The sequence below is a fragment of the Comamonas sp. A23 genome (genome assembly GCF_004522605.1).
Taxonomy (GTDB): domain Bacteria; phylum Pseudomonadota; class Gammaproteobacteria; order Burkholderiales; family Burkholderiaceae_C; genus Comamonas; species Comamonas thiooxydans.
In genome coordinates this window covers 23,577-47,505 of sequence record NZ_RSDT01000013.1, presented here as the reverse complement: position 1 = coordinate 47,505, position 23,929 = coordinate 23,577, and the positions used below count along the sequence as shown (strand labels likewise).

Below are 23,929 nucleotides of genomic sequence, written 5' to 3'. Positions count from 1 at the left end.
ATTGGATGCGCGTGGGCAGTACGGCTCTCATTTGTTTACCGAGCTGCAACAATGTGAGCAAGTATGACCCCTACACGGGCAAACCCTAAAGAATAAAAAACCATCTATTTATCCATAAAAACATATAAGAAATACAAGGAGTACTGGCATGAGCGCTTTTTCAACGATTCAAGATCTGCTCGCACACGAAGGCCATATCGGCCGTGTGCAGGGCATCTCCGTCGGCCATTTCAGCGACCCGCGTCGCCCCACGGGCTGCACCGCCGTGCTTTGCCCTCAAGGTGCCGTGGGCGGTGTGGATGTGCGCGGCGCAGCCCCTGGCACGCGCGAGACCGATTTGCTTCACCCCAGCAATCTGGTGCAGGAGGTCCACGGCATCATGCTGGCCGGCGGCAGCGCCTGGGGGCTGGACGCTGCCACAGGGGCCGTGCGCTGGCTGGAAGAGCAAGGTGCCGGCCTGAGTATCGGCGTGGGCCGCATTCCGCTGATGCCGGCGGCCGTGCTCTTCGACGTGATGATGGGCGATATGCGCATACGCCCCGATGCTGCGGCCGGCTATGCCGCCTGCCGGAATGCGCGGCCGGACTCTGGCACCGGGCGACCCGCCGAGGGCAGCGTAGGCGCTGGCGCTGGCGCCGTGGTGGGCAAGGTCTTCGGCCACGAGCGCGCCATGAAGGGCGGCATAGGCACGGCCAGCTTTACCGTCGATGGCGTCACCGTAGGAGCCATCATTGCCTGCAATGCGCTGGGCGATGTATTCAACCCCTTCAACGGCGAGTTGCTGGCCGGGGCACGCACGACAGACGGCCTGCAATTGCGCGGCACCCGCGATGCCTTGCTGGCGGGCGAAGAGCCCAGGCCGGTTCTGGCCGGCAGCAACACCACAATAGGCGTCGTAGCGACCGACGCCGCTATCACCAAGGCCCAGGCCCACCGTCTGGCCGTGGTGGCCCATGATGGCCTGGCACGTGCCATCAACCCCGTGCACACCATGAGCGATGGCGACAGCCTGTTTGCCCTGGGCACGGGTCGCAGCGGCAAATCGCCGGGAATGATGACGCTGAGCACTTTGGCGGCCGAAGCCGTGGCCATAGCCACCGCACGCGCCGTCTTGCTGGCTCAATCGGTACGCATCGAAGGCCAGACGACACTACCCAGCCATCAGGATTTAAGCGCAAGCAGCTAGGCCATCGCCTCAAGTCGCCGCAACTGTCCCTGCGTCAGCAATTTATCGCGCATGCGGCGCGTCATGGACTGGGTGCTTCCGTCTTCGGCGGTAAACAGAAACAGGCTTTGCTGCGGGCTGACCCAGGTGAGCTTGGTGCGCAGCTGCTGGCGCTCGTTGCACAGCTCCACCCAGGTGCCCAAAGGCCATTCGGCAACATCAGCAGGCTTTCTCTGCCCCATGGATGCATGCGCCGGCATGGGAGCAGAAACAACTGCTTCAGTCGCGTCCAATGGAGCACTGACTATCTTTTGCAGCGCTGTGGTCTTGAAGACAGGCCCTGAGGAATGGGTTGCGGCCTGAACCTGCGCCTCTCGCATCACGGCCACTGATGGCGGATCCTCGACTCTGTCGGTCAGTACCGGCAAGGTGATATCCAGTCCTGCGCGCACGGTTTCTGAGGCACCATCCAGACCCGCCAGCACGCTGGGCAGTTCACCGAGTACATCCACCCTGGCAAATTCGTCGGAGCCGGACTGGCCCGCGGCCTCGGCCGCATCCAATACCCGCTGCTGAAGGCTTCCCAGCCGGGCCGCCAGTGCGGCGATTTCGACATCCGTGCGGCCCACGCTGCGCAAGCCTCGCGCCAGGCGGCGCTGCAACTTGGGCGCCACGGCCACCAGCCGCGTCACATCCTGAGCAGCCTGCGGCGACACGCTCCACAGCAGGCTGGGCACCAGCGCCAGATAGCCCCCCGGGTCGCGCTCCTGCCCTGGTTCGGCCCGCTGCTGTGCCTGGGCAATCACACCGGCCCACGGGCCGGTCACAAAATCCAGAATATCTTCAGGCACACCCTTGGCACTGGGCAGGCTTCGAATCATCTGCGCCAGTTGCAGGGCATCGGGCTTGATCTGCTCGATGGCGCTCACAACTTGGCGATCGACCAGCCCCAGCGCCGAGCTCATCAGCCCTTGCCGCGTGGAATGCTCGACTTCGGTATGCTGGCTCAGCGCCGCAACGCGGCTCATACGACCTTCCGGCGGCCACTGCTCGCGCACAAATTGCAGCACTCGGGCAAATACATTGGCATTTGCCTGCCCTGCACTAGCCAACTGGTTCGCCGCAGCCTCTGCCACGGTGATGAAGTGGGCAAATCCCAGAGCAGATTCGCTGGCAAACCAGAGGCTGCGAGCCGTCAGCTCGTCCAGCAACTGCCGTGCCGGGTGCAAGCGATCTTCAAAGAAAACACCGTCTTGCGCCACCAACTGGCTCAACATGGGTTCAAGCCGCAACAAGACCCGCTGCACCGGCGGCAGCAGGCGGCCGTCGCTGGTCATATGGCTCATCATTCGCTGCAGCGTGCGTATCTGAATCAGAGCACTGGGCGCCTGACTGGGCTGTGGTGCGCGCAATCCCCTCAGAGCACTGGGTACCCAGGGTTGTTGCGAAGTCTGCAGCGCATTGGCCGAATACGAAGTCCAGCCTGGCTCCAGCCCCGAATCTTGCACAGGCGCGATAGAGGCCGGCTCGGTCGCCGGCCAACCCGCCAGCATGGAGTCCGTCAGCGACTGGGGTACGGTGCAACGCGAATCATCAATCCAGCGCAGATCTGAGGCCAACTCCTGCAATAGCCGCAAGGTCAGCAGGCATTGAGGCCGGGTGTCGCCGTCCGCGCCATAGCGGGCAGGCTGCACGCCATGCTGGCGCAGCAAATTGGCAGCACGGGAATATTCAGAAGCCAGAATCGAGCCCAGCTGCTGCGACATGAATTCATGCCAGCAATCGGCCACTTCCGTGACGGGCTGAACAGCCGTCAACGACTGGCTCAAAGCGCGTACATAGTTCTCCAGCCGCAGCGGATTGCACTCTGGCCGAGCGGATTCAAGCCCCTGAGCGCCGCTCATCAACGCATCCAGATCGGCCAGCGCCAGCTCGACCTGGGGCTCGACCACCTGCACCAGCTTGTGCTCGGCCTTGAGCTGACGGCTGGCCGACTCGGCCATGGCCGCCAATGGCAAAAGCCGGCCAGTGACAGTATCCAGCGTCTGTGCAGAAAAGGAAAAAGGTTGGCGCGCTGACAGTACCAGCGCCTCCAGCAAATTCTGCGGGAAGCTGCTGATCACCGAGGCCCGGTGCTGCTGCAGGTTATGCAGCGCAGCGCCGAGCACATCGCGCCTTACAGAGTGGAAACCCGTCGAAAGCGATTGCTCCAACGCATATTCGGTGCGCTGCAACAATCGCAGCGCGAATGCATCAGCGCCACGCACCACCTGGACAAGGCAGGTGCGCAGCACGGAAACGGATGCATGTGCGAGGCTCATAGCCCCTAAGAATACCCGCTCCAGCCGATGCTGGAGACATTTTGATGCTTACTTCAACGCCTTGTAACGCATGCGCTTGGGCGCAGCACCTTCCTCACCCAGTCGTTTCTTCTTATCGGCTTCGTACTCCTGGTAGTTGCCGTCAAAGAATACCCACTGGGAATCGCCTTCGGCGGCCAGGATATGCGTGGCAATACGGTCCAGGAACCAGCGGTCATGCGAGATGACCATCACGGTACCGGCATATTCCAGCAGCGCGTCTTCCAGCGCACGCAGGGTTTCCACGTCCAAGTCATTGGAGGGCTCGTCCAACAGCAGCACGTTGCCGCCTTGAATCAGCGTCTTGGCCAGGTGCAAGCGACCGCGCTCGCCACCGGAGAGGTTGCCGACCTTCTTTTGCTGGTCTTGGCCGTTGAAGTTGAAGCGGCCCGCGTAAGCGCGCGACGCCATGGTGAACTTGCCCACGGTGATCATGTCCAAACCGCCGGAGATGTCTTCCCACACGGTCTTTTCGTTGGCCAGTTCATCACGGTGCTGGTCCACAAAGGCCATCTTCACGGTCTGGCCGATATCCACCGTACCTGAATCAGGCTGCTCCTTACCCGCGATCAGCTTGAACAGAGTCGACTTACCGGCACCATTCGGTCCGATGATGCCGACGATGGCACCAGCGGGAATGTTCATCGAAAGGTTGTCGATCAGCATGCGGTCGCCAAAGGACTTGGAGACATTGGTGAACTCAATGACCTTGGAGCCCAGACGCTCGGCCACAGGAATGAAAATTTCCTGTGTTTCATTGCGCTGCTGGTATTCGTAATCGCTCAGCTCTTCAAAGCGCGCAATACGGGCCTTGGACTTGGCCTGACGACCCTTGGCATTCTGGCGCACCCACTCCAGTTCCTTCTTCAAGGCCTTGGCACGTGCTTCTTCGCCCTTTTGCTCGGCTTCCAAGCGGTTACCCTTCTGGATCAGCCAGTCGGAGTAGTTGCCCTTGTAGGGAATGCCATGACCACGGTCCAGTTCCAGAATCCATTCGGCCGCGTTGTCGAGGAAGTAGCGGTCGTGGGTAATGGCCACCACGGTACCGCTGAAGCGGTGCAGGAACTGCTCCAGCCAGTCCACGGACTCGGCGTCCAAGTGGTTGGTCGGCTCGTCCAGCAGCAGCATGTCAGGCTTGGACAGCAGCAGCTTGCACAGGGCAACGCGGCGCTTTTCGCCACCGGAGAGCTGACCCACGATAGCGTCCCATGCCGGCAGGCGCAGTGCATCCGCAGCGATTTCCAGCTGATGTTCAGAGTCCGTTCCCGCAGCAGCGATGATGGCTTCCAGCTCACCTTGCTCGGCAGCCAGGGCGTCAAAGTCCGCATCTTCTTCTGCGTAAGCTGCGTACACCTCTTCCAGACGGGCCTTGGCATTGTTCACCTCGGCCATGGCTTCTTCCACGGCCTGGCGCACGGTGTGCTCAGGATTGAGCTGAGGCTCCTGGGGCAGGTAGCCGATGGACAGGCCCTGCATGGGGATGGCTTCGCCTTCATACTCCTTGTCCACACCGGCCATGATCTTCAACAGCGAAGACTTGCCCGAGCCGTTCAAACCCAGCACGCCGATCTTGGCGCCGGGGAAGAAACTCAGGGAAATGCCTTTCAAGATCTGGCGCTTGGGCGGCACCGTCTTGGTCAGCTGATTCATCGAAAAAACGTATTGAGCCATGTCCGAATTGCTTTGAGTTACTTGGATTTATGCAAAAAAGTGTGCCGCTTTACACGGCAATCAAACCATGATTATCGGTGCATGCGACAATACCCCTCGCAACAGGCGTCCAGTTGCCTGCTGCAGCAGCACTTCAGCTGGGGACAAAGGAAGCGTTTCCAAGCTCCCAACACGCAAACTATATCTGCCTACAACTGGCCAGGCACCCCACGGGTGCCATGACAGGCTGATACCCCGCGCCCAGGATTGGCGCAATTGATCACAATGACATTTGAAGAACTGAATCTGGCACCAGCCATTCTGAAGGCCGTACAAGAACAGGGTTATGAAAACCCGACTCCCATTCAGGCACAGGCCATTCCTCTGGTTCTCGCCGGGCACGATCTGCTGGCCGGCGCCCAGACAGGTACCGGCAAGACTGCCGCCTTCACGCTGCCCATGTTGCAGCGCCTGGCAAGCGGCGCAGCGCCCAAGAACAAGTTTGGCGGCAAGGGCATCCGCACTCTGGTGCTGACTCCTACCCGCGAACTGGCGGCCCAGGTGGAAGAAAACCTGCGCGGCTATGCCAAGTATCTAGACATCACCTCGACCGTGATTTTTGGCGGTGTCGGCATGAAACCGCAGATCGCCCGCATCGAAAAAGGCGTGGACGTTCTGGTTGCCACGCCAGGCCGTCTGCTGGACCTGGCTGGTCAGGGCTTCATGGACCTGTCCACCGTCGAGATGCTGATCCTGGACGAAGCCGACCGCATGCTGGACATGGGCTTTATCCATGACGTCAAGAAGGTCCTGGCTCTGGTGCCCAAGGACAAACAAAGCCTGCTGTTCTCTGCCACCTTCAGCGATGAAATTCGCGAGCTGGCCAATGGTCTGCTGCGCAACCCCCAATCCATCCAGGTCACGCCGCGCAACACCACCGTGCAGCGCATCAAGCAGGTGATCCACCCCGTGGGACGCGGCAAGAAAAAGCAGGTGCTGCTGCACATCATCCAGGAAAACAACTGGAGTCAGGTGCTGGTCTTCACCCGCACCAAGTTTGGCGCCAACAACGTGGCCGAGTACCTGACCAAGAACGGCGTTTCCGCCATGGCTTTGCACGGCAACAAGAGCCAGAGCGCCCGTACCCAGGCCTTGGAAGGCTTCAAGACAGGCGAACTGCGCGCGCTGGTGGCAACAGATATCGCGGCACGCGGCATCGACATTGATGAACTGCCCAATGTGGTGAACTACGAGATCCCCAATATCTCGGAAGACTATGTACACCGTATCGGCCGTACCGGCCGTGCCGGCCGCGAAGGCAACGCAGTCAGCCTGGTCTGCATGGACGAAGAAGGCTTCATGATGGATATCGAGCGCTTTACCAAGCAGGAGATTCCGGTGCAGCCCATCGAAGGTTTTGGTCCTGAAGAAGGCGAAATCGCCGAGCCCATTGCCATGGGCCGACAAACCCTGTGGGGTGGCGCTGGCAAGCCTCCCAGCCGCGATGTGATGCAGGCAGCTGCCAAGGCAGCCCGCCAGGAAATGATGGAGCGCATCCGCTCCAACAAGACTCCCAATGGCAGCCGCGGTGGCCGCCGCCCTGCTGCCGCAGATGCCCAGCAAGGCGAAGCAGAAGGTGAAGCACAGCAACGCCCCGCACGCCAGCACAAGCCCCGCAGCAACAACCGCGTCAACAGCCAGCGCAGCCAGGGCCTGCAAGCTGTCGAACGCGGCGAACGCAACTCCGATCGCGGCACAGAGCGCAACGGCGAACGCAGCAACTCCTTCGGCCCGAGCGACCGTGCTCCACGCCCCCAGGGCAACAACGATCAGCAGCGCGCTCCCAAGCGCGGCGGCGCCCGCCAGTTCGGTGATCGCGAACGCGGCAACCGCTACGACGACCAGCCCCCCCGCGCCGATGCGCACCTGGGCACGCAGCAAGGACATGCCCGCCACAACGGCGCGCGCGGCAGCAATGCCGGTGGCCAGCCAGATCCAATGCGCACCAGCGTGGACAGCATGGCTGACCGTGGTCGCCGTGGCGGCTTTGGCGGCGGCCGCGGTGGCTTCGGCGGAGGCAATCGCGGTGGCAACCGTGGAGGCTTTGGCGGCGGTTACGGCCGTTAATCCACGGCGTCTATGGCTGAAGGTGTGAAACTACCTTCAACCCAACCTCCTGAAGGGCTGCAATCTCCAATATTGCAGCCCTTCTGTTTTTTCCAGCTGCAGCATCGCTGCGCGCTGACAGCCGACAGCAAGCCAGCCGACCTAATATGGGCTCCAGATGTGCGAAGCTTGAGCTTTCGCTCTTGGCATGTTCTTTTTATCTGCGTTGAACTTATGACATTTCTTACCAAGCCTGTTTTCTCTCATGCCAAGCGCACGCAGTCCGTCTGGACCCAAAGCATGCTCAAGCTGACGACAGTGGGCTCGGCAGTGCTATTGACGGCCTGTGCCAATGTGCAGCTGCCGCCCTGGGCTGGCATGTCAGGCCCGGCACCGGCCCCAACCCCTTCCGCAGCAAGTTCTCCTACCGCCCCTACGGTGATCAGCCAGGCGGTTGCCCCTACGCCACAGCTGACTGCCCTGCCCTATAACCCGGCCATCGAGTCTCGCTTTACTGACCCCACCACTCTTTATGACACTCCGGGTCTGGGTAGCGGGCGACAGCAGTTCAGCACGCAGACAGAAATTTCTGCATGGTTGCAATCAGTGAGCAGCAAGGCTGGTAACGGCTCGCAACTGTCCACCGTCACTATCGGCACCTCTCAAAGAGGACTGCCGATTCAAGCGCTTATTGCGACTCAAGGCCAAAGCACCCAGGCAACAACCATCAACAGCAGCGGCAAACCCACTGTGCTCTTGGTCGGCGGCCAACGTGGCGACGAACCTGCCAGCACTGAGGCCCTGTTGGTCGTCGCACGTGAACTGAGCCAGGGCGGCCTGCTGGCGCCCTTGCTGCAGCAGACCAACATCATCATCGTACCCCGGGCCAATCCTGATGCGGCAGGCACAGCCAGCCACGTCACAGCAGACGGCACAGACCTCGTTCACGATCATCTGCTGCTAAGCACTCCGGAAGCACAGGCCCTCGCCCGCCTGACCCGTAACTACCGGCCTGCAGCTGTGATTGATCTACGTGAATTTGCAGCAGCTGGCACGTTGCTGCAGAAATTTCAGGCCGTGCAGCGCTACGACGTACTACTGCAACCCGCTGCCACGGCCAATGCACACGAATTTGTCAACAAGGCAGCACGAGAGTGGTTCAGCCAACCCATACGCAACGCTCTCAAGCAGGCAGAGCTCAGCAATGAATGGTTTTTTCAGCCCAGTGCTCAGCCTGAGGACAAATCAATGTCCATGGCCGGTTTGACTGCCGACACTCTTGCCAACACCAGCAGCCTCAAAAACTCTGTCGCTCTGCTGATAGCCAGCCGCGGCTCCGATCTGGGACGCCTGCACATTCAGCGCCGCGTGCACAGCCTGGTCACTGCGGCAACTGCAGCACTGCGAGCCACGGCCGAGAAATCAAAAAACCTGAAGCAGGTCGAATCCTTTGTGTCCCGCGATATTTCCGCTCTCGCTTGCCGCAACACCCTAACCATCCAGGCCAAACAAACACCTGAGCAGCGCACCATCCGCATGCTGCAGGCCGAATCCGGCCAGGAAATCGAAGCCCGTGTGGACTGGAATTCATCGCTGAACATAAAGCCCGAACAAAGCCGTCCCCGCCCATGCGGTTACTGGCTGTCGGCTGACTCAGGGCGAGCCGTCGACCGTTTGCGCCTACAGGGAGTGCAAGTCATGCAGATTGCAGAATCTGGTCAGATGCTGGCAGAAAACTACACCCCATCCCGTACCGGCAGCAACACCCCCGTGCTGACGCGTGGTGCCATTGAAGCGCCAATGGGCAGCTACTACATCACCCTCAACCAGGCAAAAGCGCATTTGGCGACTGCATCCCTCGAGCCTGACACATCCTTCAGCTATGTAAGCAAAAGCCTGATTACTGCCCCCACGGACATTGCACGCGTCGTCGCTGCACCATCGGTCGTTTTTGAAGAAGAGATGGAATGAAAATATAGAGGCAAGATCGCAGAGTCTTAAATGCACTCTGCGCACACTGCTGATGCAGAAACAAAAAGCCCATTCATGCAATTGCATGAATGGGCTTTTTCTTCGCTTGGCCTGCCCGACAGGGATCGAACCTGTGACCCACAGCTTAGAAGGCTGTTGCTCTATCCAACTGAGCTACGGGCAGATACTTGATTTCACTAGGTTTTTTGGGTCTAGCCTCAACCTAGATTTGCGGAGCGCTCCGCATCGGTCATTTCTCGTTTGATATGACCGGTCGTTATTATGCACTGGATAGCAGCCCTCTCTGACTTTGCCCTATGCTCGCCTCAGCCCTCATCCGCCTTGTTGTCGGGGTCTCAGATGACGACGCCCTGACTGCTCGATGTGGCAAGCCAGGGCAAGACGAACAAGTCAAGGTGAGACTGCAGGGCATCGACGCCCTTGAGCGCAAGCAGCCCTTCGGGGGGCGTCCGGCAAGCACCGGCCGAGCTGACATTTCAGAAAAAGGTTGAGCTGCGCTGCACCAAGACAGACCGCTACAAGCGACAGGTGTGCTCTGTGGGGGGTTGCTCCCGCATCAGCCCCGACCGGGCCGGCCTGGCCAGATCTCCACCAGACGTTTTTAGCCGCCCCCCAGTTCAGCTAATCGAACGCCCAATCAAGGGGACTCAAAGTCCCCCGCCGCAAGGCGTGCCGGCGCGGCTCTTTTGAGACTCTCAAAAGTCGCACCGACACAAAGCTTATCCCTTACCTATTTGTTCTCAACCAGTGCCTCAGAGTTCAGGACTGGCGCAACTGTTTCGGACCCTGTAGCTTTGCGCTGAGCCTTCTCAGCCTTCTTTTTCTTCTTCTCGAGCTCCCGCTGCCTTTTTTCGAATTGGTAGTTGGGTTTTGGCATCAGGCGTTTCCTTAGTGGTTTAAGTTACCCACCATACCCTATGAACCGTCCCGGGAGGCCTTAATTCGCCCGGAACTGTTTTTTGTTTTGCTTCCTGCTCAGCTTGACGACATGCATGCCGATGCCAAGGATGAGCGTCACAAGCATGGACGTTGCGAGCTTGCCATCAGCCAGCGCAACCACACGCTAGTTCTCAGGCTGCACTCCTCAAAACCCGCGTCTCATAGAAGGCCAGCCAGCGGCCTGCAAGCCGTAGCAATCGGCCCACTCACTGGAACAAAAACGCCCTCGAACTGAGGGCGTTTTTCTTGAGTTTGCAACTAGATCAGTAGCCGCCGCCATAGCCATCGTTGCCATAGCCAACATTTGGACGAGAGCTGGCGCGGAATTCGCGGTTGCCACCGAATCCACGGCCTTCTTCACGAGGTTTCGCAAGATTGACAACGATCGAACGTCCATCAACGGACATGCCATGCAAAGCAGAAATAGCTGCCTGACATTCGTCCGCAGACGTCATCTCCACGAACGCAAAGCCTTTGGAGCGTCCGGTCTCACGATCCATCATGACTTTGGCAGAGGTAACAGTTCCGAACTCAGCAAAGTTGCTTCGCAGGTTGGAGTCGGTCACGGAGTAAGGCAGGTTGCCAACGTAAATTTTGGTGCTCATAGGAGCCTTTTCTAATGGTGACGCGTCAACGATTGACGCATCGTTTGAATGTGGCAGTGGGAATGGGAGTCCACAGCAACCGGAGGATGAAGTTGGGAGCTCGTTAGCGGCTCAGCACATCGATGGCTGCATGGAGGTATGCAACCAGCCTTGCGTTACAGCAAAGATCTTTGCTGCTTCGGTCGAGGCGAATGTTCTGTCAAAGCGAAAAACACGGCAGTAACTGCTGTTGTGCCTGGTGCGCTGAAGTGCGAAGGAAGCTTGAAAGCGACCGCAATTGGTCTTGTGTGATGTGGGCGTAACGAAGTACTTGCCCATGGCGATAGGAGTCAGTGGAATCTAGTTCAATAAGAGCAGGCCAAGCGGCCCGCATGAGCGTTCGATAACTCGATTGGCTGCTGCTCTACAGCCAACGGTGCGAGATGCCTCGCAAAAAAATCCTTGCCGGACGACGTTCTTGCCTTCCGGAAGACGCTGCAAGACAACTCTAATTGTTCGCAACTGGAACTCATCATAATACTTTTATATAAAAAATACAACTTTTATTATTTTTAATTTGCTTGTTGCTCTACCCATCTGCTGGCTACTACTCTCGCTGATCGATCATCTGCCGTTGACCGTTTCCGGTCGGTTGTCCCAGAGTGGTTACCTGCGCTGAGACAATCCGGCCATGACCGATGAATCCCCGATCCACACTGTCCACAAGCGCGTCTGCCATACGTTTCTGAGGCACTGGAAGGCCCACAACAACGCCTATCCCAAGCTGATCAAGATGACGCCGGAAGAGTTGCGGCAGTTCAACATCGTCAATTCCTTCGGCAAGCCCAATGAGCTGTGGGGAGTCCCAATAGAAATCGACCCCAACACCACGGGCGTGATGATTGCGGTCGATGGGACGGAAATGCCTTTAGTTGAAGGCTACTAGTCCACTCTGGGCATCAACACGCCGGCCTCAAAAAAACAAACAAACAAAAATGCTTGCATTATCTAAGCATTTTTGTTCACACTTGCACCATCGCAACAAAAGAAAGGTGGTCGTGAAAATCAGCGAATTCAAGCGGTGGCTTGAAGCGCAGGGGGTCAGAGTCGAGAACGGTACGAATCACTGGAGGCTGTACCACAACGGCAAAGTAAGCACCCTGCCAAGACACCCAAGTAAAGAGCTGAAGGAAGGCACAAGACGCGCAATCCTGAAGCAACTTGGAATCAACTAAGGAGGCAGGTCCGAAGGGGCCTAGCCTGAATTCCTGAGCTTCACGACCACTAGATGGGACACAACATGCAAAAGTACCCTGCCCGCTTCGATCCCGCCGACGAAGGGGGCTACACCGTCACGTTTCGGGATATTCCTGAAGCGATCACCCAGGGCGATGACCTGGCAGAGGCAGAAGCTATGGCGCGGGACGCACTGGTCTCAGCCATGGAGTTCTATTTCGAGGCCGGTCGAGAAGTGCCCGCGCCCAGCAAAGCTCTCAAGGGTGAACACATCGTCGAATTGCCACCGAGCGTTGCCGCCAAGGTTGCCTTGCTGAATGCTCGCTTGGCCACGGGCGCTCGCCCGGCTGATGTGGCGCGTTCTATGGGGTGCAAAGCGCAGGAAATGACGCGCGTCTTTGACCTGCACCACCCCACCAAAATAGACACCGTTGCGGCCGCACTGGCTGCCATGGGGTATGAGCTAGAACTGAATGTCCGGCGAGTGAAGTAGCAAAATGGGTCGACACCTCACAGATTCGCCTGCGCACATCTCTTCGGCTCGCTGGCTGTGGCCGATTGGAGTTGACGGGCTTCTATTGGCCACACTCTGGTACGAACATCTACATCCACGCTCCACGCCATTTCCACTAGGCTCCATATTGGTAACTTTCGTCACTATCAATGCTTGGGTTGCTGGGCTTAGATGGGCCTGGCTTACTTGGCGAGTTCACAAGGTATTTGGTTCATCGATTCGCCACCTTCCATCACCGTTGCCACCAACTACATACCGGCTGGCTAGTGGTTTCGGTGATTTATTGATCCTACTGACTTTACTGTGGACCCGTCAGTTCTGGCTTGCCGCAGCATACGGCCTGTGTGCTCTAGGTGTGCAGATTGCGCACTGCCTGTTAAGTCGTTGGCGCAAAAAACCGAGCGGGCTTAGCACTCTGTAGCACGGTGCACCATACGGCACAGGGGTTTCGTCATTTCAGATGCTCCCTGCAACTAGCCAGGGCGGCGACCAGCTTTACCTCGTATGCCTCGCGGCGGTCGATCTCTGCCAGGGAAGCGCGCAGCAGCACGAAAGGCGGCACTCCGGGTGCCAGAGCCTCAGTGGGCATCACTGGGCGCACTGGCTCAGCCACTTGGCACGGCACGGGCACAGCGATGTTGATTTTTTGAAGCTCAACAGGAGTGGCCTCTTTTGTGGTCGTACACCCCGCTGTCATTGCGCAAACAGCGAACAAATAGATAGCACGCATCATCATTGCGCTCTCCCCTTCAACCATTCATCGCCAAGGTTCTGCATGCTGGCGCAGGCATCTGGTCCCGGCGCGGTCGCCAATGTGCTGTCTGCTCGCTTGTTGAGCGTCTGGGCTTGTGCCGCTGCTTCTGCCAGTGCTGGCGCGGCTTGAGCCTGCTGGGTCGCTGCAGCAGCTGCCACAGCGCCCACACCATCGCTGCAGGCCTGAGCGGTACCGCGCGCCCCATCACGCTCCTGAATCGCATGCCCAGTATTCGCCCGGGCACTGGTGGCTCGGTCGCGCTGGCCGAGGTAGGCCCACCCCAGCACAGCATTGCCTGAGAGGCTGGCCAGCAGCGCCAGCGCGAGAGCTGGCAGCAGTTTGTCGGCCATCATCAGTTGTCCTCTGCTGCAAAAATCAGGTTCTCAGCGCCGCGATTCGTCCAGCCACGCCCGAATGTGTCGAACTTGGCCAAGCTGGCCCAGAACTTGAATCGATAGCCCAGAAATCGCAGCAGCACATCGTTGTGCCCGCGCAGATCCTGCATGCTGTTCAGCGCCGCCTGCGAGCGCGGCCCCCATGCGCCATCGTCGGCCACCAGAACTGCACGCTGCAGGATGCGGATAGCGTTTCCGCGCCCATGGTTGACGGCTGCATCGAACATCTGAAACTTGATGGCAGGGTGTGCTTTGCCGATCACGTCCCAGAAGTCCTCACGGTAGATGGCCTTGGCCTGTTCAACGGTCAGCCCCTTGATGTCGAGATGCGGATAGGTATTGGCAGCGACGCCGAACTTTGTGCCCTTGAGCTCGCCGCGCCCCTGCTTGCCTCCAGTCCAGTTGCCATCGTCTCGCGGATCTGCAGTGAATTTGCCCTCATGACCGATCAGCCGGTCGAATGCTTTATCGAAGTCCATCGCGCACCTCCTGTGCAATTTCATCAATCCCCTTCCCGTCGCGCTTGCGGATTGCATTGAAAGTCCAGCGCACAACTGCCCAGCCAGGCAGGCCGCAGGTAAAGCACAGCCCCAGCAATGCAATCAACCCAAAGTGGCTGTTTGCCCAATGCTGGATGCCCATGTACTGCACAACGGCAGAGCCTCCTGCAACGCTGGCCATCACCGTACTGATGAGCCCCACGGCCCATTCCTTGGGGTCGCGCGGAGTGGTGATGCACATCACGACAACGGCGGCCAGGCCTGCGCCAATGGCACCCAGCCCAGCCAGCCCGCCGATCAATTTCCAGCCGGCCATGCCAGCCGCACCAGTGCTTGTTGTTGGTTCCATAAGTCCCTCCCATTCAGGAATTAAAAAACCGCCTCAAGGGCGGTCAGGTAGAAGATCTGGCAGGTAGTTGCTGGCGCTGCTCTCAAGCCCATCAGGCCACCTTCACATCCACATCGGTCACCACAGCGGCGTCTTGTGCCTCGTGGTTTTCTCGCTCGGCAGCTTGACCAGCCAAAAAGGCTTCTTGGGCGATGCTGTTCATGAGCTGCTGCAGCGTGCCCACGATGCCTGCGGACAGTTCGGGCGTGAGCTTGTTGCCGACGTTGCTCTGCATGATTTCGTTGAGGCGTGGATTGATTTCGGTCATAGAGTTCTCCTTGTTTGATGGTGATGGGTTCAGGCCTCGGCAGGCACTTCAGCGGGCTGCTCGGGTTCGGGTTCGATCCAGGTGATGGCGGCCACGGCCTCGGCAGTCTCGGCAGACTGGATCTGCGCATACAGCGCACGGCTGCGCTGGTGGATCTCATTGAGGTGGGCCAGCATCGCAAAGCCCACGCCGATGATTGCGTCTGCGTCCAGTTGCGCGACGGTGTTGTCTGCCAGCGTCCAGGCAATCGCATAGGGCTGGCCGGCATCGCGGGCGATCTTGGCGGCCAGGCTCGCGCCAATGATCTTGTTGCGGCTTTCTTCGTCACTGTCGAAGCGGCCCACGCCTGCAAGGTCAAAGCCGCCGCATTCCAGTTGATCGCGCTCCGCCTTGATCTCGGACCACTTCAAATCCTTGGCCGTTTCCAGGTCGCCCGCGACTGGATCGAGCACATAGGTCCCGCCAGACAGCAGCCCATCTGCCTGGGCCACTAGGCCGCGCTCCATGGAACCCCAGGGGTCAGCCACATCCAGCACGGCCAGCGGCAGCACCGGGTATTCCTGCCAGCGCAGGTTGAGGTCGTTGGCCGCATCCTCCGGGGATGGGTACATATGGACCTGCAGATGCAGCGACAGACCCACGATTTCCGCCTTGGCAATGCGGTGTGCATTAACAAGACCATTACCAGTAGAAAGAGTTTTAAGAATCGTCATATAACCTCCTGATTAACGTTTGATGGAGAGAATTTCCATATTCATGAAATTAATTTTTCTGGTCATGCTAGTGACAAGGTTCTTCCCAATTGATCGGTAGTAGAAAATCACATTGGGATAAACGTCAGAGTTCACCATTCCCAGAGGGAATGTGAACCAGCTTGGCGGTGGAGCATTGGATCCGTTGGCTGGACGTTCATCTAGAACCAAATAACCAAGGTCTTTGTAGTTCGATCCAGCACCCCACGCGCGCACCAGAATCTCTAGCTTGTAGCCTTCAAGATTTGGCCCCCAGCTATTCAACTGATAGCTTCCGCTGTTAACGACCAAAGAAGTCTGCCCCGGCGGCAAACTCACTTGCCAATATTGCGTAAAGTTATCATTTTGAAATAACTCAACTTCGCTCGGCATCGCAACGTAATTCTGTTCTGAAACAGAATTAGGAGCGAGCTGATTGGTGCCAATCACAGACAGGCGATTAATCACAAGACCGCCGGATTCCGAATAACTCAGATCATTGCCGAACTTAATTGCCTGCGTTGAGCCCGTTGCATTTAAATCAATAAACGTAGTATTGGCTGCGTTCTGGATACGGCCAGCGGTCAAAGTGCCCATATTGGCCGCTACGGCACTCAATGTGGCCACGCTGATCTTGTCGGCCGTCACAGCACCAGCGCTCAGCTTGGCAGCGGTGATCGCGCCGGCAGCGATTTCCGTGGCGGTCACGGCATTGGCCGCGATCTTGCCTGCCGTCACAGCCAGAGCCGCCAGCTTGGTCGCATCGATGGAGCCAGCTGCGATTCGTGCCGCGGCCAACGTGCCGGCAGTGATCTTGTCAGCCGCCAGGTTGCCAATCATCGCGTTGACGATGGCACCGTTCTGAATGGCGGCGGTACCAACAGCAATGGCGTTGGCAGACAGCTTGGCGGCAACGATGGCGCCGTCCACGATCAATTCAGCCGATACCGCACGGCGGATAACCACCGCCGAGAAGCGAGCTGTCGCAGTGGCCGGTGTTGTGACCTTGCGGACAAACACTAGGCGCGCACGTTTTTCAGCGGTGGTCGTGGGGCCGAGCGTGACGGTGAGCGCTGCAGAGGAAGTGCCTGTGTAGTCCTCGCGGATTGCAAGGCGGCGGGTAGCCGTCACCACGCCGGCGGTGCTCACAGAGCCCAGCTCCAGATAGACAGAGCATGCGATGCCAGCATTGGCGACACTGACATTAGCCACCAGGGCGACAGAGAACTCGCGCGCTGTCTCCATCTGGAACCAGCCGCTCACGACTTCGGTGTTGGTCGAAGATGAGGCCGTGCCCGTCAAATTCAGGTAGCGGAACCCGTAACCAGCACCAGATGCGGTAGGGATGGTGTACGGGCCGTCGCCCGAGTAAAAGTCAGGATCGGCCAGGTCAGGGTCTGGAAAGATGTTTGACGTATCCGTCAGAGTCATCTTTGTGGCCGTGATGGCCCCAGCTGCGATCTGCGCCGCATTGACCGCGCCTGCAGCAATCTTGGCCGTGGTGATGGCGTTGGCCGCGATTTCATTGGCCGTCACCGCATTCGTGGCGATCTTGTCCGTGGTCACGGCGCTGGCCGCGATCTTGACGGCCGTGATCGCGTTGGTAGCAATCTCCGTCGCCGTGATGGCTCCAGCCGCCACCTTGGCTGTGGTCACAGATCCGGCCCCCAGCTCTGCCGCAGTGATAGTGCCTGCAGCGATCTGAGCCGCCGTGATGGCATTGGCCGCGATCTTGGCCGTGGTGATGGCACCAGAGGCAATCTCTGCCGCCGTGATCGTGCCAGCCGCGATCTGCGTCGCCGTGACTGCATTGGCCGCGATCTTTGCCGTGGTCACGGAATTGGCCGCCAGCTCGGTGGCAGTGATCGCGCCTGCAGAGATCTGGGCCGCAGTGATGGCCTTGGCTGCGATCTTGTCCGCAGTGATGGTGCCAGAGGCGATCTCTGCCGCCGTGATCGTTCCAGCCGCGATCTGCGTGGCCGTGACCGCGTTTGCGGCGATCTTTGCCGTGGTCACGGAATTGGCCGCCAGCTCGGTGGCAGTGATCGCGTTGGCTGCAATCTGGGCTGCTGTGATGGCCTTGGCTGCGATCTTGACCGCGGTGATAGCACCAGAGGCAATCTCTGCCGCCGTGATTGTGCCAGCCGCGATTTGCGTGGCCGTGACCGCGTTTGCGGCGATCTTGCCTGCCGTCACGGAGTTCGCGCCGAGTTCGGTGGAGGTGATCGAACCGGCTGCGATTTCAGCAGCAGTAATGGTTTTGGCAGCGATCTTCGCAGCGGTGATTGCGCCGTCTACGATCAGCTCACCTCGAGACATCTCCACGACTCGCACGCCGCCCCACAGCATTTCAACAACCGGAGCCGCTCCGCTGTAGTTCAGGAACGTACCAACAGCGAAATACGCAGCCTTTGGTGGGAAGCCTGCCGAGCCTTCTGGGCCGACGGTCACTGTATGACGTGTCCAACTCGTAGCTGTACCGGCTCCCGTAACGGCAGGGAAGTAGTAGTTGCCAGATGAAGAGTTGTACCCAGGCCAGTTCAGCGCGGGAGCGTCTGCACTCTTCAGCTCATTGCCATTTATGTCGTAGAACCGGATTGTCGCGAAGCCACGGTTTGGCGTAGCCGCAAGTGCGAGATACCAAGTCTCAAACAGGTACGTCTTGCTGGTGTCAATCGGTGTGCGGGTTCCGAACGACAACAGATTGGCGTTAACGGTAGCGGACAGAACGAACGGCCCCGGAGAACCGGCTACGTTTTTACGCGTGAAGTTGGCATAGCTCCAAAGATCCGCGTCTTGGAAGAACGGGTCAACGTTGACCGTATCCGTAGACGTCACGACCAACTTGTTAGCAGTCACAGCGCCTGCAGCAAGCTCTCCCGTCGTCACCGCTCCAGCAGCGATCTTGGCCGTAGTCACAGCGTTCGTCGCGATCTCATTAGCAGTAACTGCATTGGCCGCGATCTTTCCTGCAGTAATCGCGCCGGCGGCGATTTCCGTGGCGGTCACCGCATTGGCGGCGATCTTGCCCGCCGTCACAGCCCCTGCAGCGATCTGGCTGGCCGATACGGCACCCGCAGCGATTTTGGGCGTGCTGATGGCCCCGTCCGTGATCTGCGTGCCCGTGATCTGGCCCGTGAGCTTGGACGCACTGATGGCCGCCAGTTGCGCATCGGTCAGTTGCCCGGTCACATCGCCAGCGGCAGTAGCTACCGTGTAGACGGTACCGTTCCAGCGATAGAGCTTGCCACCGAACACAATGGCGCTAGTGGTCTTGACCGTGGGCAAGGTTGCACCCGACACGATGCCCACCGGCTCGATGCCACTGGCGAACTTGGTAGCATCCACCGCAGATGCAGCAATCTTGTCAGCCGTCACGGCATTGCTGGCCAGCTTGCCCGCCTGCACTGCCCCATCAGCAATCTTGGAGACGGTGACGGCGTTGTCGGCCACCTTGGCAGCCGTCACGGCCAGGTTGGCGAGATGCGTCTCGCGCACGGCCCCGGCCGCAATCTTGCCGGCCTGCACCGCGCCATCGGCAATCTTGGAGACAGTGACGGCGTTGTCGGCCACCTTGGCGGCCGTGACGGCCAAGTTGGCGAGATGCGTCTCGCCCACGGCACCCGCGGCGATCTTGCCCGCCTGCACTGCGCAATCGGCAATCTTGGAGACGGTAACGGCGTTGTCGGCCACCTTGGCAGCCGTCACGGCTAGGTTTGCGAGATGCGTCTCGCCCACGGCACCGGCCGCAATCTTGCCCGCGTCCACGGCGCCGGCCGCGATCTTGGAGACGGTCACCGCGTTGTCGGCCAGCTGAGCCGAGCTGATCTGCCCGGTGAGGTCTGCGGTCGGCACGGCCGCTGTGTATGCGGTACCGTTCCAGCGATAGAGCTTGCCGCCAAACACCACGGTGCTGGTGGTCTTGACCGTGGGCAGCGAACCACCCGACACAATGCCCACCGGCTCGATGCCACTGGCGAACTTGGTAGCGTCCACAGCCTTCTCGGCCAGCTTGGAAGCGTTGACTGCTCCATCCGCCAGATTGCCAGCCTCGACAATCAAATCGCCCAGGTCGCTATTGCCCACCTTACCAACAGTCAGAGTGACCGGCGCAGAAGGCTGCTCGGACTCCACGCCGTCCAGGGTTTTCCACTTCGCCCAAAAGCGATAGGTCTTGCCCAGCTCGACTGCGGCCGTTGCCACATGCTCAGGGCTGGCCACCGCCAGGCGGGCAGCGCCAAATGCGGGGTTGGGCGTGGCCGTTGTGACTTCCGCCACATAGAAATTCGTGGTGGCGTGCCCGTGGCCCATTTCATAGCTGGGCAGATCTGTCTGCAGAGTGGCTGTGGTCAAGGCAGCCATTGCAGCAAAGCCGGTGGGCGTGGGCGGTGGCGTCAGGTCGGGAGCTACATCGGCCACGTTGTGCAACAGTTGGCCACGCCAGATGAGCATGCCCTCAGAAAGCACCCCGGAGCGGCTGCGGGCACGCAGCGCAAATGTCCACAGGCCGGCTTCGGGCTTGGTGCTCTCGAAACTATTGGTGTAGTAGCCGCCATCGTCCAGCGGGCGCATCTGCTGCCAGTCAATGTTGACGGGCGAGCCGAGGATGTAGCGGATCTCGGCGCCAGCAAGATCGGCAGGCGGTCTTTGCGTGGTGTAAGCGAAGCTGTACTGTCGCATTCCGCTGTCCGCCTCAGACACCATGAAGGTGTCGTAGTTGCGAGGCGGCGAGGCCTTCGCGGCCACGGGCGTGGCGGCGCTGTAGCCCCAAGCGCTCACGGTGTCGATGGCGGAAATCGCACGCACGCGCACCAGGTAGTCACCGGTATATGCGTTCGGGACGTCAACCGCGGTCAGCGCCGTGCGCGGCATGCGCACCCAGTCTGACTGCGAGCGGGACCACTCCACATCATAGAAAGCAGCGCCAGCAACAGCCCTCCATGAGGCCGTGACAGTAGTGCTGACCGTGCCATCCGCCGCTGTGACACTGTGCGCTCCCACGGTCACGCCGATGGGCGTTGGCAGCACCTGGGCAGGTACTACGGACACAGGGCGCTCGGGCAGCAACGCGCCCTGGTCGATGGAGGCAAACTTGCCGGGCTCGTGCTGAATGGCCGACACATCGAACGTCAGGCCCGGGCCAGTACCCTCTGTGACCGACAGCACGGTAAAAAGCTGCGTGGCCACATCGGCAGTGCTGATGGCCCAGCTGCTCTCTGCCACAGGCGCTGCATCAAACGCGGGATTGACGCTCACATGCTGGGTGCCGCCAATCATTTCCAGAAAGGCGATGCGGCGAGACTGAGCCACCCCCGAGGGCAGCATCACAGTGATGGAGTCACCCGCCTGGGCCGTCACAGGGGCGTCCAGCGCTACCTTGGCAGCCGTCGCACTCTTGACCAAACCGCCCATGCGGCGGCCAGCAAATGCACTATCGGCAATCTCGATGACCTGGCCAGGCGAGCACAGATTTCCCTTGAGCCCCAGCGAGAATGACACCGAGCGGGTCTCGCGCTGGGCGGTCAGCACCGCCCACTGGCCCACACGCAATGCCTGAGCTTCGCTGGTGCAGCCAAAGGCGGAGATCTCCACCTTGCGGATGCCGTAGCGGGCCACGGCTGCATCGTCCTGGTAGTAGACGACCTTCTGACGGCCAAAGTCCGTCATATCGTTGTACGACACCAGGGCCACCGTGTGGCGGTCCTTCAAGCGGCTACCACTGTACGAGAAGCGGCCATCGATTACATCACCCTGGTTGTAGGTGACAGCAGGATCGCGCGGCATGTCCGCCACGGGCACAGCAGCGCCAGCAGCCCAATACACCATGCCCCGGAAAATGCTGCACAGATCCTGCAGCACGCGTGTGGCATCACCTCGGCTCTGCAGATAGGCATTGCAGGTAAAACGTGGCTCCACCCCGCCACGGCCATTGGAGACCATGCCGTCGCAATAGACGCCAATCTGGTACAGGGACCATTTGTTGATCCAGCCAGCCGGAATGCGCTTACCCAGGCCATAGCGGTCATTGGTGGCCAGGTCGTAGAACACCCATGCCGGGTTGTTGCTGTAGGCGCTCTTGAATGTGCCGTCCCAGATCCCCGCATAGGTGCGCATCACCGGGTCATAGTTGCTCGGCACGCGGATGATCCGGCCACGGCAGTGATAGGCGCGTGTGGGCACGCTGTCGCGAAACTGACTGGCATCCACCTGCAGGCCGACCAGGGCCGACATGGGGTAGCGCAGTTTGGCGTCGATCACCTCAGTGATGCTCTCGATCACCGTGGTATCTGCCACCGTGTTGCTGTTCGCATTGGGCGTGACGCGGCGAACGCGCAGCGTCCAGTTGGTCACGGCCGTGGGCAGGTCAATACGATGCGTGCGGCGATATTGCTGCGTGGTCTTACCGGTGAAGGCTGCAGCCAGCACCTGCACCCAGGCGCCGCCATCGGTCTGCAGGTCAATCGCGTAGTTGACTGTATAGCCGCTGATGTCGCCGTTTTCGGTGTTGGCCTTGGACAGGCCATCCACGCCCAGCGTGACACGCACGGCCGATAGGTTGCGATTGAGAATGGAGCGCACCCAAGGCGTAGCCGCCTTGAGCTCCACGCCCACGGCCACAGGAGATTCCGCTGAGGGGAAGCCTGGGATGGGGTCTTGCGTCTGAAAGCCAGCACGAAAGTCTGCTGTCACGCCCGCAAAGTTGAAACTACCGTCTACGTTCTGCAGTGGGGTGTTGTTCAGATAGATGGACTGCAGGCCATTGACCAGGCCGGCAATCTCGCCTTCGCTCAGCAGATCAAGCACGCGGGCGTAGCTGGTGCTGTGCAGGCTGTCAGCTGCCTCCACAGGCTGACGCGCACCACCGCCACCGCCCTTGCCCTTGTAGCCGCGCAGGGACCAGCCGCCGCGCACAGGGCGAGGCTGCACTACTTCAAAAGCGTTCATTGTTGGTCTTGGGAGTAAATGCCCGCGCTGACAGTCGCGGAGCCAATAATCAATTCGCCGTACAGCAGCGGCACGGGGTTGCCCTGGGCGGTGGTGTTCACCGGCCCATTGAAGTTGTAGGAAGCGCCGTTTTCCGGACCGTCCTTGGCACTCAGGCCACGTTGTTGCGGGCTCAGCAGCTGGGCCACGCCGCCCAGCATCATTGCAGCGCCCATACCCGACAGCGCGCTGCTGGTGGCCACCAGTGCATTGATGGCATCAAAGCCCAAAGCGCCGGCCATATTGCCCACCACGGGCGCGATGTACGGCGCTGCGAAAAACAGGGCTGCGCCTAGCACCACCTGAAACAGACCGCCGCGCTTTGCACCCTGCACCACAGGAGCGATGCGAATGTCATCGCCGCCGGCGGGATCGCACAGCCGGTCTTCGGACAGATTGCGCTTTCCCAGAAAGCAGGCATAGCCCACGCCACGGCTCTGGCTGGTCATCATTTCGCGCTCGAAGCCAGGCAGCAGCACGGCCAGGGCCTGCACGGCCTCGGCGCAGCTGGCCACGGCCAAGCGGTGCATGCGCCCGTACTGAGCGCCCAGGCGGCCATAGAGCCGCACTGTGCGCAGCGGTTGGTCGTCGGTGTAGGTCATGCCTTGAAGTCCTTGTGTCGAATCACGGCGCGCGTGATCTCTTGCCAGTAACCGCCGTACACCACACGCTCAGACAAGCGCCCATAGAGGTGATGCAGCATGGCGTTCGGTACCGGGTGCAGGTCGGGCGCCTCGACTAGATGGCGCTGGTCCAGATAGATGCCGGCATGGTTGGCCACCGGCGAGCTCACCGCCATCAGCACCACATCACCGGCCTGGATGGCGTCACCCTCGGGAATACGCTCGAAGCCGGCCAGGCCGAATTGCTGCATGTACAAGTCCTGGCCGTTGTTCCACCAGTCGTCAGCGCGCTCGAAGTCAGGCAACTCAATGCCAGCCTCCCTGCCGTACCAATCACGGATCAGCGTGTAGCAGTCCAGGACGCCATGGAAAAACTGGCGGCCCAGAAGCGGCGCACGCCAGCCGCACGGAGCGAACTGATACACATCGTCCACCGCGCCCTCGCGCACGCTCACGATCAGCCAGGGCACGCCCGAGGCCTCGCATGCGGCCATGTCGGCCTCGCTGGGCGTTGCCGGGGCGTCGGGGTGGCTATGCACCACGGCCAGCACCTGACCGGCATCCTCGGCTTCGGCCCAGGCCTCGGCGCTCATGCGGAACTGCCCTGTACTGGCTTCGAGGTTCGTGCATGGCCGGTACTCCTCGTGCCGGCCAATGGCCACGATCAGACCGCAGCACTCGCGCGGGTACTCGGCCAGGGCATGGGCCTGGATGGCCGACATGGTTTTCTTGTGCAGCAT

The 23,929-nt window shown here is 60.0% G+C and carries 19 protein-coding genes and 1 tRNA gene; 6 read left to right on the top strand and 14 right to left on the bottom strand.

Going from position 1 to position 23,929, the window contains the following annotated elements; translation table 11 throughout:
- Positions 1-148: 148 nt before the first annotated feature.
- Positions 149-1,186, top strand: coding sequence for a P1 family peptidase (locus tag EIC84_RS22670; RefSeq protein WP_003063404.1), 1,038 nt, complete (start codon positions 149-151; stop codon positions 1,184-1,186).
- Here EIC84_RS22670 and EIC84_RS22665 read toward each other — a convergent pair.
- Together EIC84_RS22665 and ettA are read right to left on the bottom strand one after the other, a co-directional pair.
- Positions 1,183-3,486, bottom strand: coding sequence for a DUF1631 family protein (locus EIC84_RS22665; RefSeq protein ID WP_003063406.1), 2,304 nt, complete (start codon positions 3,484-3,486; stop codon positions 1,183-1,185). The two genes, EIC84_RS22670 and EIC84_RS22665, sit on opposite strands and share 4 nt — an antisense overlap.
- A gap of 48 nt (positions 3,487-3,534) precedes the next feature.
- Positions 3,535-5,196: an energy-dependent translational throttle protein EttA gene (gene ettA / locus EIC84_RS22660; protein WP_003063408.1), complete on the bottom strand. Its 1,662-nt coding sequence runs from the start codon at positions 5,194-5,196 to the stop codon at positions 3,535-3,537.
- A 264-nt stretch (positions 5,197-5,460) separates the two neighbouring features.
- Between ettA and EIC84_RS22655 the strand changes: the two genes are divergently transcribed.
- Positions 5,461-7,302, top strand: coding sequence for a DEAD/DEAH box helicase (locus EIC84_RS22655; RefSeq protein ID WP_003063411.1), 1,842 nt, complete (start codon positions 5,461-5,463; stop codon positions 7,300-7,302).
- 213 nt (positions 7,303-7,515) lie between these two features.
- Positions 7,516-9,252, top strand: a complete 1,737-nt coding sequence (locus EIC84_RS22650; protein WP_003063413.1) for a M14 family zinc carboxypeptidase — start codon at positions 7,516-7,518, stop codon at positions 9,250-9,252.
- A 107-nt stretch (positions 9,253-9,359) separates the two neighbouring features.
- On the opposite strand, the gene EIC84_RS22645 is transcribed toward EIC84_RS22650, so the two are convergent.
- The 3 genes from EIC84_RS22645 to EIC84_RS26625 all read right to left on the bottom strand — a co-directional run bounded on the left by EIC84_RS22645 (position 9,360) and on the right by EIC84_RS26625 (position 11,135).
- Positions 9,360-9,436: transfer RNA gene (locus EIC84_RS22645), tRNA-Arg, on the bottom strand.
- 1,039 nt (positions 9,437-10,475) lie between these two features.
- Positions 10,476-10,817 (bottom strand): RNA-binding protein, encoded by a 342-nt coding sequence (locus EIC84_RS22635; RefSeq protein WP_003063420.1) that lies wholly within the window; start codon positions 10,815-10,817, stop codon positions 10,476-10,478.
- Between the two features lie 111 nt (positions 10,818-10,928).
- Complete coding sequence (locus EIC84_RS26625; protein ID WP_080554114.1) at positions 10,929-11,135, bottom strand: hypothetical protein; 207 nt, start codon at positions 11,133-11,135, stop codon at positions 10,929-10,931.
- A gap of 352 nt (positions 11,136-11,487) precedes the next feature.
- On the opposite strand from EIC84_RS26625, the gene EIC84_RS22625 reads away from it, so the two are divergent.
- The 3 genes from EIC84_RS22625 to EIC84_RS22615 all read left to right on the top strand — a co-directional run bounded on the left by EIC84_RS22625 (position 11,488) and on the right by EIC84_RS22615 (position 12,525).
- Entirely contained in the window at positions 11,488-11,742 is a 255-nt protein-coding gene (locus tag EIC84_RS22625) for a hypothetical protein (RefSeq protein ID WP_003063422.1), read from the top strand.
- Positions 11,743-11,791: 49 nt separating this feature from the next.
- The gene (locus tag EIC84_RS22620; protein ID WP_370456517.1) at positions 11,792-12,031 is read left to right on the top strand and encodes a type II toxin-antitoxin system HicA family toxin; all 240 of its coding nucleotides are present in this window, start codon (positions 11,792-11,794) and stop codon (positions 12,029-12,031) included.
- Between the two features lie 65 nt (positions 12,032-12,096).
- Complete coding sequence (locus EIC84_RS22615; protein WP_003063426.1) at positions 12,097-12,525, top strand: type II toxin-antitoxin system HicB family antitoxin; 429 nt, start codon at positions 12,097-12,099, stop codon at positions 12,523-12,525.
- A gap of 472 nt (positions 12,526-12,997) precedes the next feature.
- Here the strand turns inward: EIC84_RS22615 and EIC84_RS22610 are convergent, their stop codons facing one another.
- The 9 genes from EIC84_RS22610 to EIC84_RS22570 all read right to left on the bottom strand — a co-directional run bounded on the left by EIC84_RS22610 (position 12,998) and on the right by EIC84_RS22570 (position 23,929).
- On the bottom strand, positions 12,998-13,282 hold the full coding sequence (locus EIC84_RS22610) for a hypothetical protein (protein ID WP_003063428.1): 285 nt from the start codon (positions 13,280-13,282) through the stop codon (positions 12,998-13,000).
- On the bottom strand, positions 13,279-13,653 hold the full coding sequence (locus tag EIC84_RS22605) for a hypothetical protein (protein ID WP_003063430.1): 375 nt from the start codon (positions 13,651-13,653) through the stop codon (positions 13,279-13,281). Before EIC84_RS22605 ends, EIC84_RS22610 begins: the two co-directional genes overlap by 4 nt.
- Positions 13,653-14,174 carry a glycoside hydrolase family 108 protein gene (locus EIC84_RS22600; protein WP_003063431.1) on the bottom strand — a complete coding sequence of 174 codons (522 nt, stop codon included), beginning with the start codon at positions 14,172-14,174 and terminating at the stop codon, positions 13,653-13,655. Before EIC84_RS22600 ends, EIC84_RS22605 begins: the two co-directional genes overlap by 1 nt.
- On the bottom strand, positions 14,161-14,544 hold the full coding sequence (locus tag EIC84_RS22595; protein ID WP_034361662.1) for a hypothetical protein: 384 nt from the start codon (positions 14,542-14,544) through the stop codon (positions 14,161-14,163). Before EIC84_RS22595 ends, EIC84_RS22600 begins: the two co-directional genes overlap by 14 nt.
- A gap of 91 nt (positions 14,545-14,635) precedes the next feature.
- Positions 14,636-14,851 carry a hypothetical protein gene (locus EIC84_RS22590; RefSeq protein WP_003063434.1) on the bottom strand — a complete coding sequence of 72 codons (216 nt, stop codon included), beginning with the start codon at positions 14,849-14,851 and terminating at the stop codon, positions 14,636-14,638.
- A 29-nt stretch (positions 14,852-14,880) separates the two neighbouring features.
- Complete coding sequence (locus tag EIC84_RS22585) at positions 14,881-15,564, bottom strand: DUF4376 domain-containing protein (RefSeq protein WP_080554115.1); 684 nt, start codon at positions 15,562-15,564, stop codon at positions 14,881-14,883.
- 12 nt (positions 15,565-15,576) lie between these two features.
- Positions 15,577-22,527 carry a phage tail protein gene (locus EIC84_RS26215; protein ID WP_003063438.1) on the bottom strand — a complete coding sequence of 2,317 codons (6,951 nt, stop codon included), beginning with the start codon at positions 22,525-22,527 and terminating at the stop codon, positions 15,577-15,579.
- A complete protein-coding gene (locus EIC84_RS22575) occupies positions 22,524-23,168 on the bottom strand; it encodes a tail assembly protein (RefSeq protein WP_003063441.1) in 645 nt (214 codons plus the stop codon). The genes EIC84_RS26215 and EIC84_RS22575 overlap by 4 nt, the downstream gene beginning before the upstream one ends.
- Positions 23,165-23,929, bottom strand: a complete 765-nt coding sequence (locus EIC84_RS22570) for a C40 family peptidase (protein WP_034361664.1) — start codon at positions 23,927-23,929, stop codon at positions 23,165-23,167. The genes EIC84_RS22575 and EIC84_RS22570 overlap by 4 nt, the downstream gene beginning before the upstream one ends.

Bases quoted from the DNA above. Each gene is read 5' to 3' on its own strand.
- EIC84_RS22585 (WP_080554115.1), bottom strand. From the start codon at position 15,564: ATGACGATTCTTAAAACTCTTTCTACTGGTAATGGTCTTGTTAATGCA.
- ettA (WP_003063408.1), bottom strand. From the start codon at position 5,196: ATGGCTCAATACGTTTTTTCGATGAATCAGCTGACCAAGACGGTGCCG.
- EIC84_RS22605 (WP_003063430.1), bottom strand. From the start codon at position 13,653: ATGATGGCCGACAAACTGCTGCCAGCTCTCGCGCTGGCGCTGCTGGCC.
- EIC84_RS26625 (WP_080554114.1), bottom strand. From the start codon at position 11,135: ATGGGCAAGTACTTCGTTACGCCCACATCACACAAGACCAATTGCGGT.
- EIC84_RS22620 (WP_370456517.1), top strand. From the start codon at position 11,792: ATGCTTGCATTATCTAAGCATTTTTGTTCACACTTGCACCATCGCAAC.
- EIC84_RS22570 (WP_034361664.1), bottom strand. From the start codon at position 23,929: ATGCTGCACAAGAAAACCATGTCGGCCATCCAGGCCCATGCCCTGGCC.
- EIC84_RS22575 (WP_003063441.1), bottom strand. From the start codon at position 23,168: ATGACCTACACCGACGACCAACCGCTGCGCACAGTGCGGCTCTATGGC.
- EIC84_RS22610 (WP_003063428.1), bottom strand. From the start codon at position 13,282: ATGATGATGCGTGCTATCTATTTGTTCGCTGTTTGCGCAATGACAGCG.
- EIC84_RS22635 (WP_003063420.1), bottom strand. From the start codon at position 10,817: ATGAGCACCAAAATTTACGTTGGCAACCTGCCTTACTCCGTGACCGAC.
- EIC84_RS22615 (WP_003063426.1), top strand. From the start codon at position 12,097: ATGCAAAAGTACCCTGCCCGCTTCGATCCCGCCGACGAAGGGGGCTAC.
- EIC84_RS22655 (WP_003063411.1), top strand. From the start codon at position 5,461: ATGACATTTGAAGAACTGAATCTGGCACCAGCCATTCTGAAGGCCGTA.
- EIC84_RS22670 (WP_003063404.1), top strand. From the start codon at position 149: ATGAGCGCTTTTTCAACGATTCAAGATCTGCTCGCACACGAAGGCCAT.
- EIC84_RS22595 (WP_034361662.1), bottom strand. From the start codon at position 14,544: ATGGAACCAACAACAAGCACTGGTGCGGCTGGCATGGCCGGCTGGAAA.
- EIC84_RS26215 (WP_003063438.1), bottom strand. From the start codon at position 22,527: ATGAACGCTTTTGAAGTAGTGCAGCCTCGCCCTGTGCGCGGCGGCTGG.
- EIC84_RS22600 (WP_003063431.1), bottom strand. From the start codon at position 14,174: ATGGACTTCGATAAAGCATTCGACCGGCTGATCGGTCATGAGGGCAAA.
- EIC84_RS22590 (WP_003063434.1), bottom strand. From the start codon at position 14,851: ATGACCGAAATCAATCCACGCCTCAACGAAATCATGCAGAGCAACGTC.
- EIC84_RS22665 (WP_003063406.1), bottom strand. From the start codon at position 3,486: ATGAGCCTCGCACATGCATCCGTTTCCGTGCTGCGCACCTGCCTTGTC.
- EIC84_RS22650 (WP_003063413.1), top strand. From the start codon at position 7,516: ATGACATTTCTTACCAAGCCTGTTTTCTCTCATGCCAAGCGCACGCAG.
- EIC84_RS22625 (WP_003063422.1), top strand. From the start codon at position 11,488: ATGACCGATGAATCCCCGATCCACACTGTCCACAAGCGCGTCTGCCAT.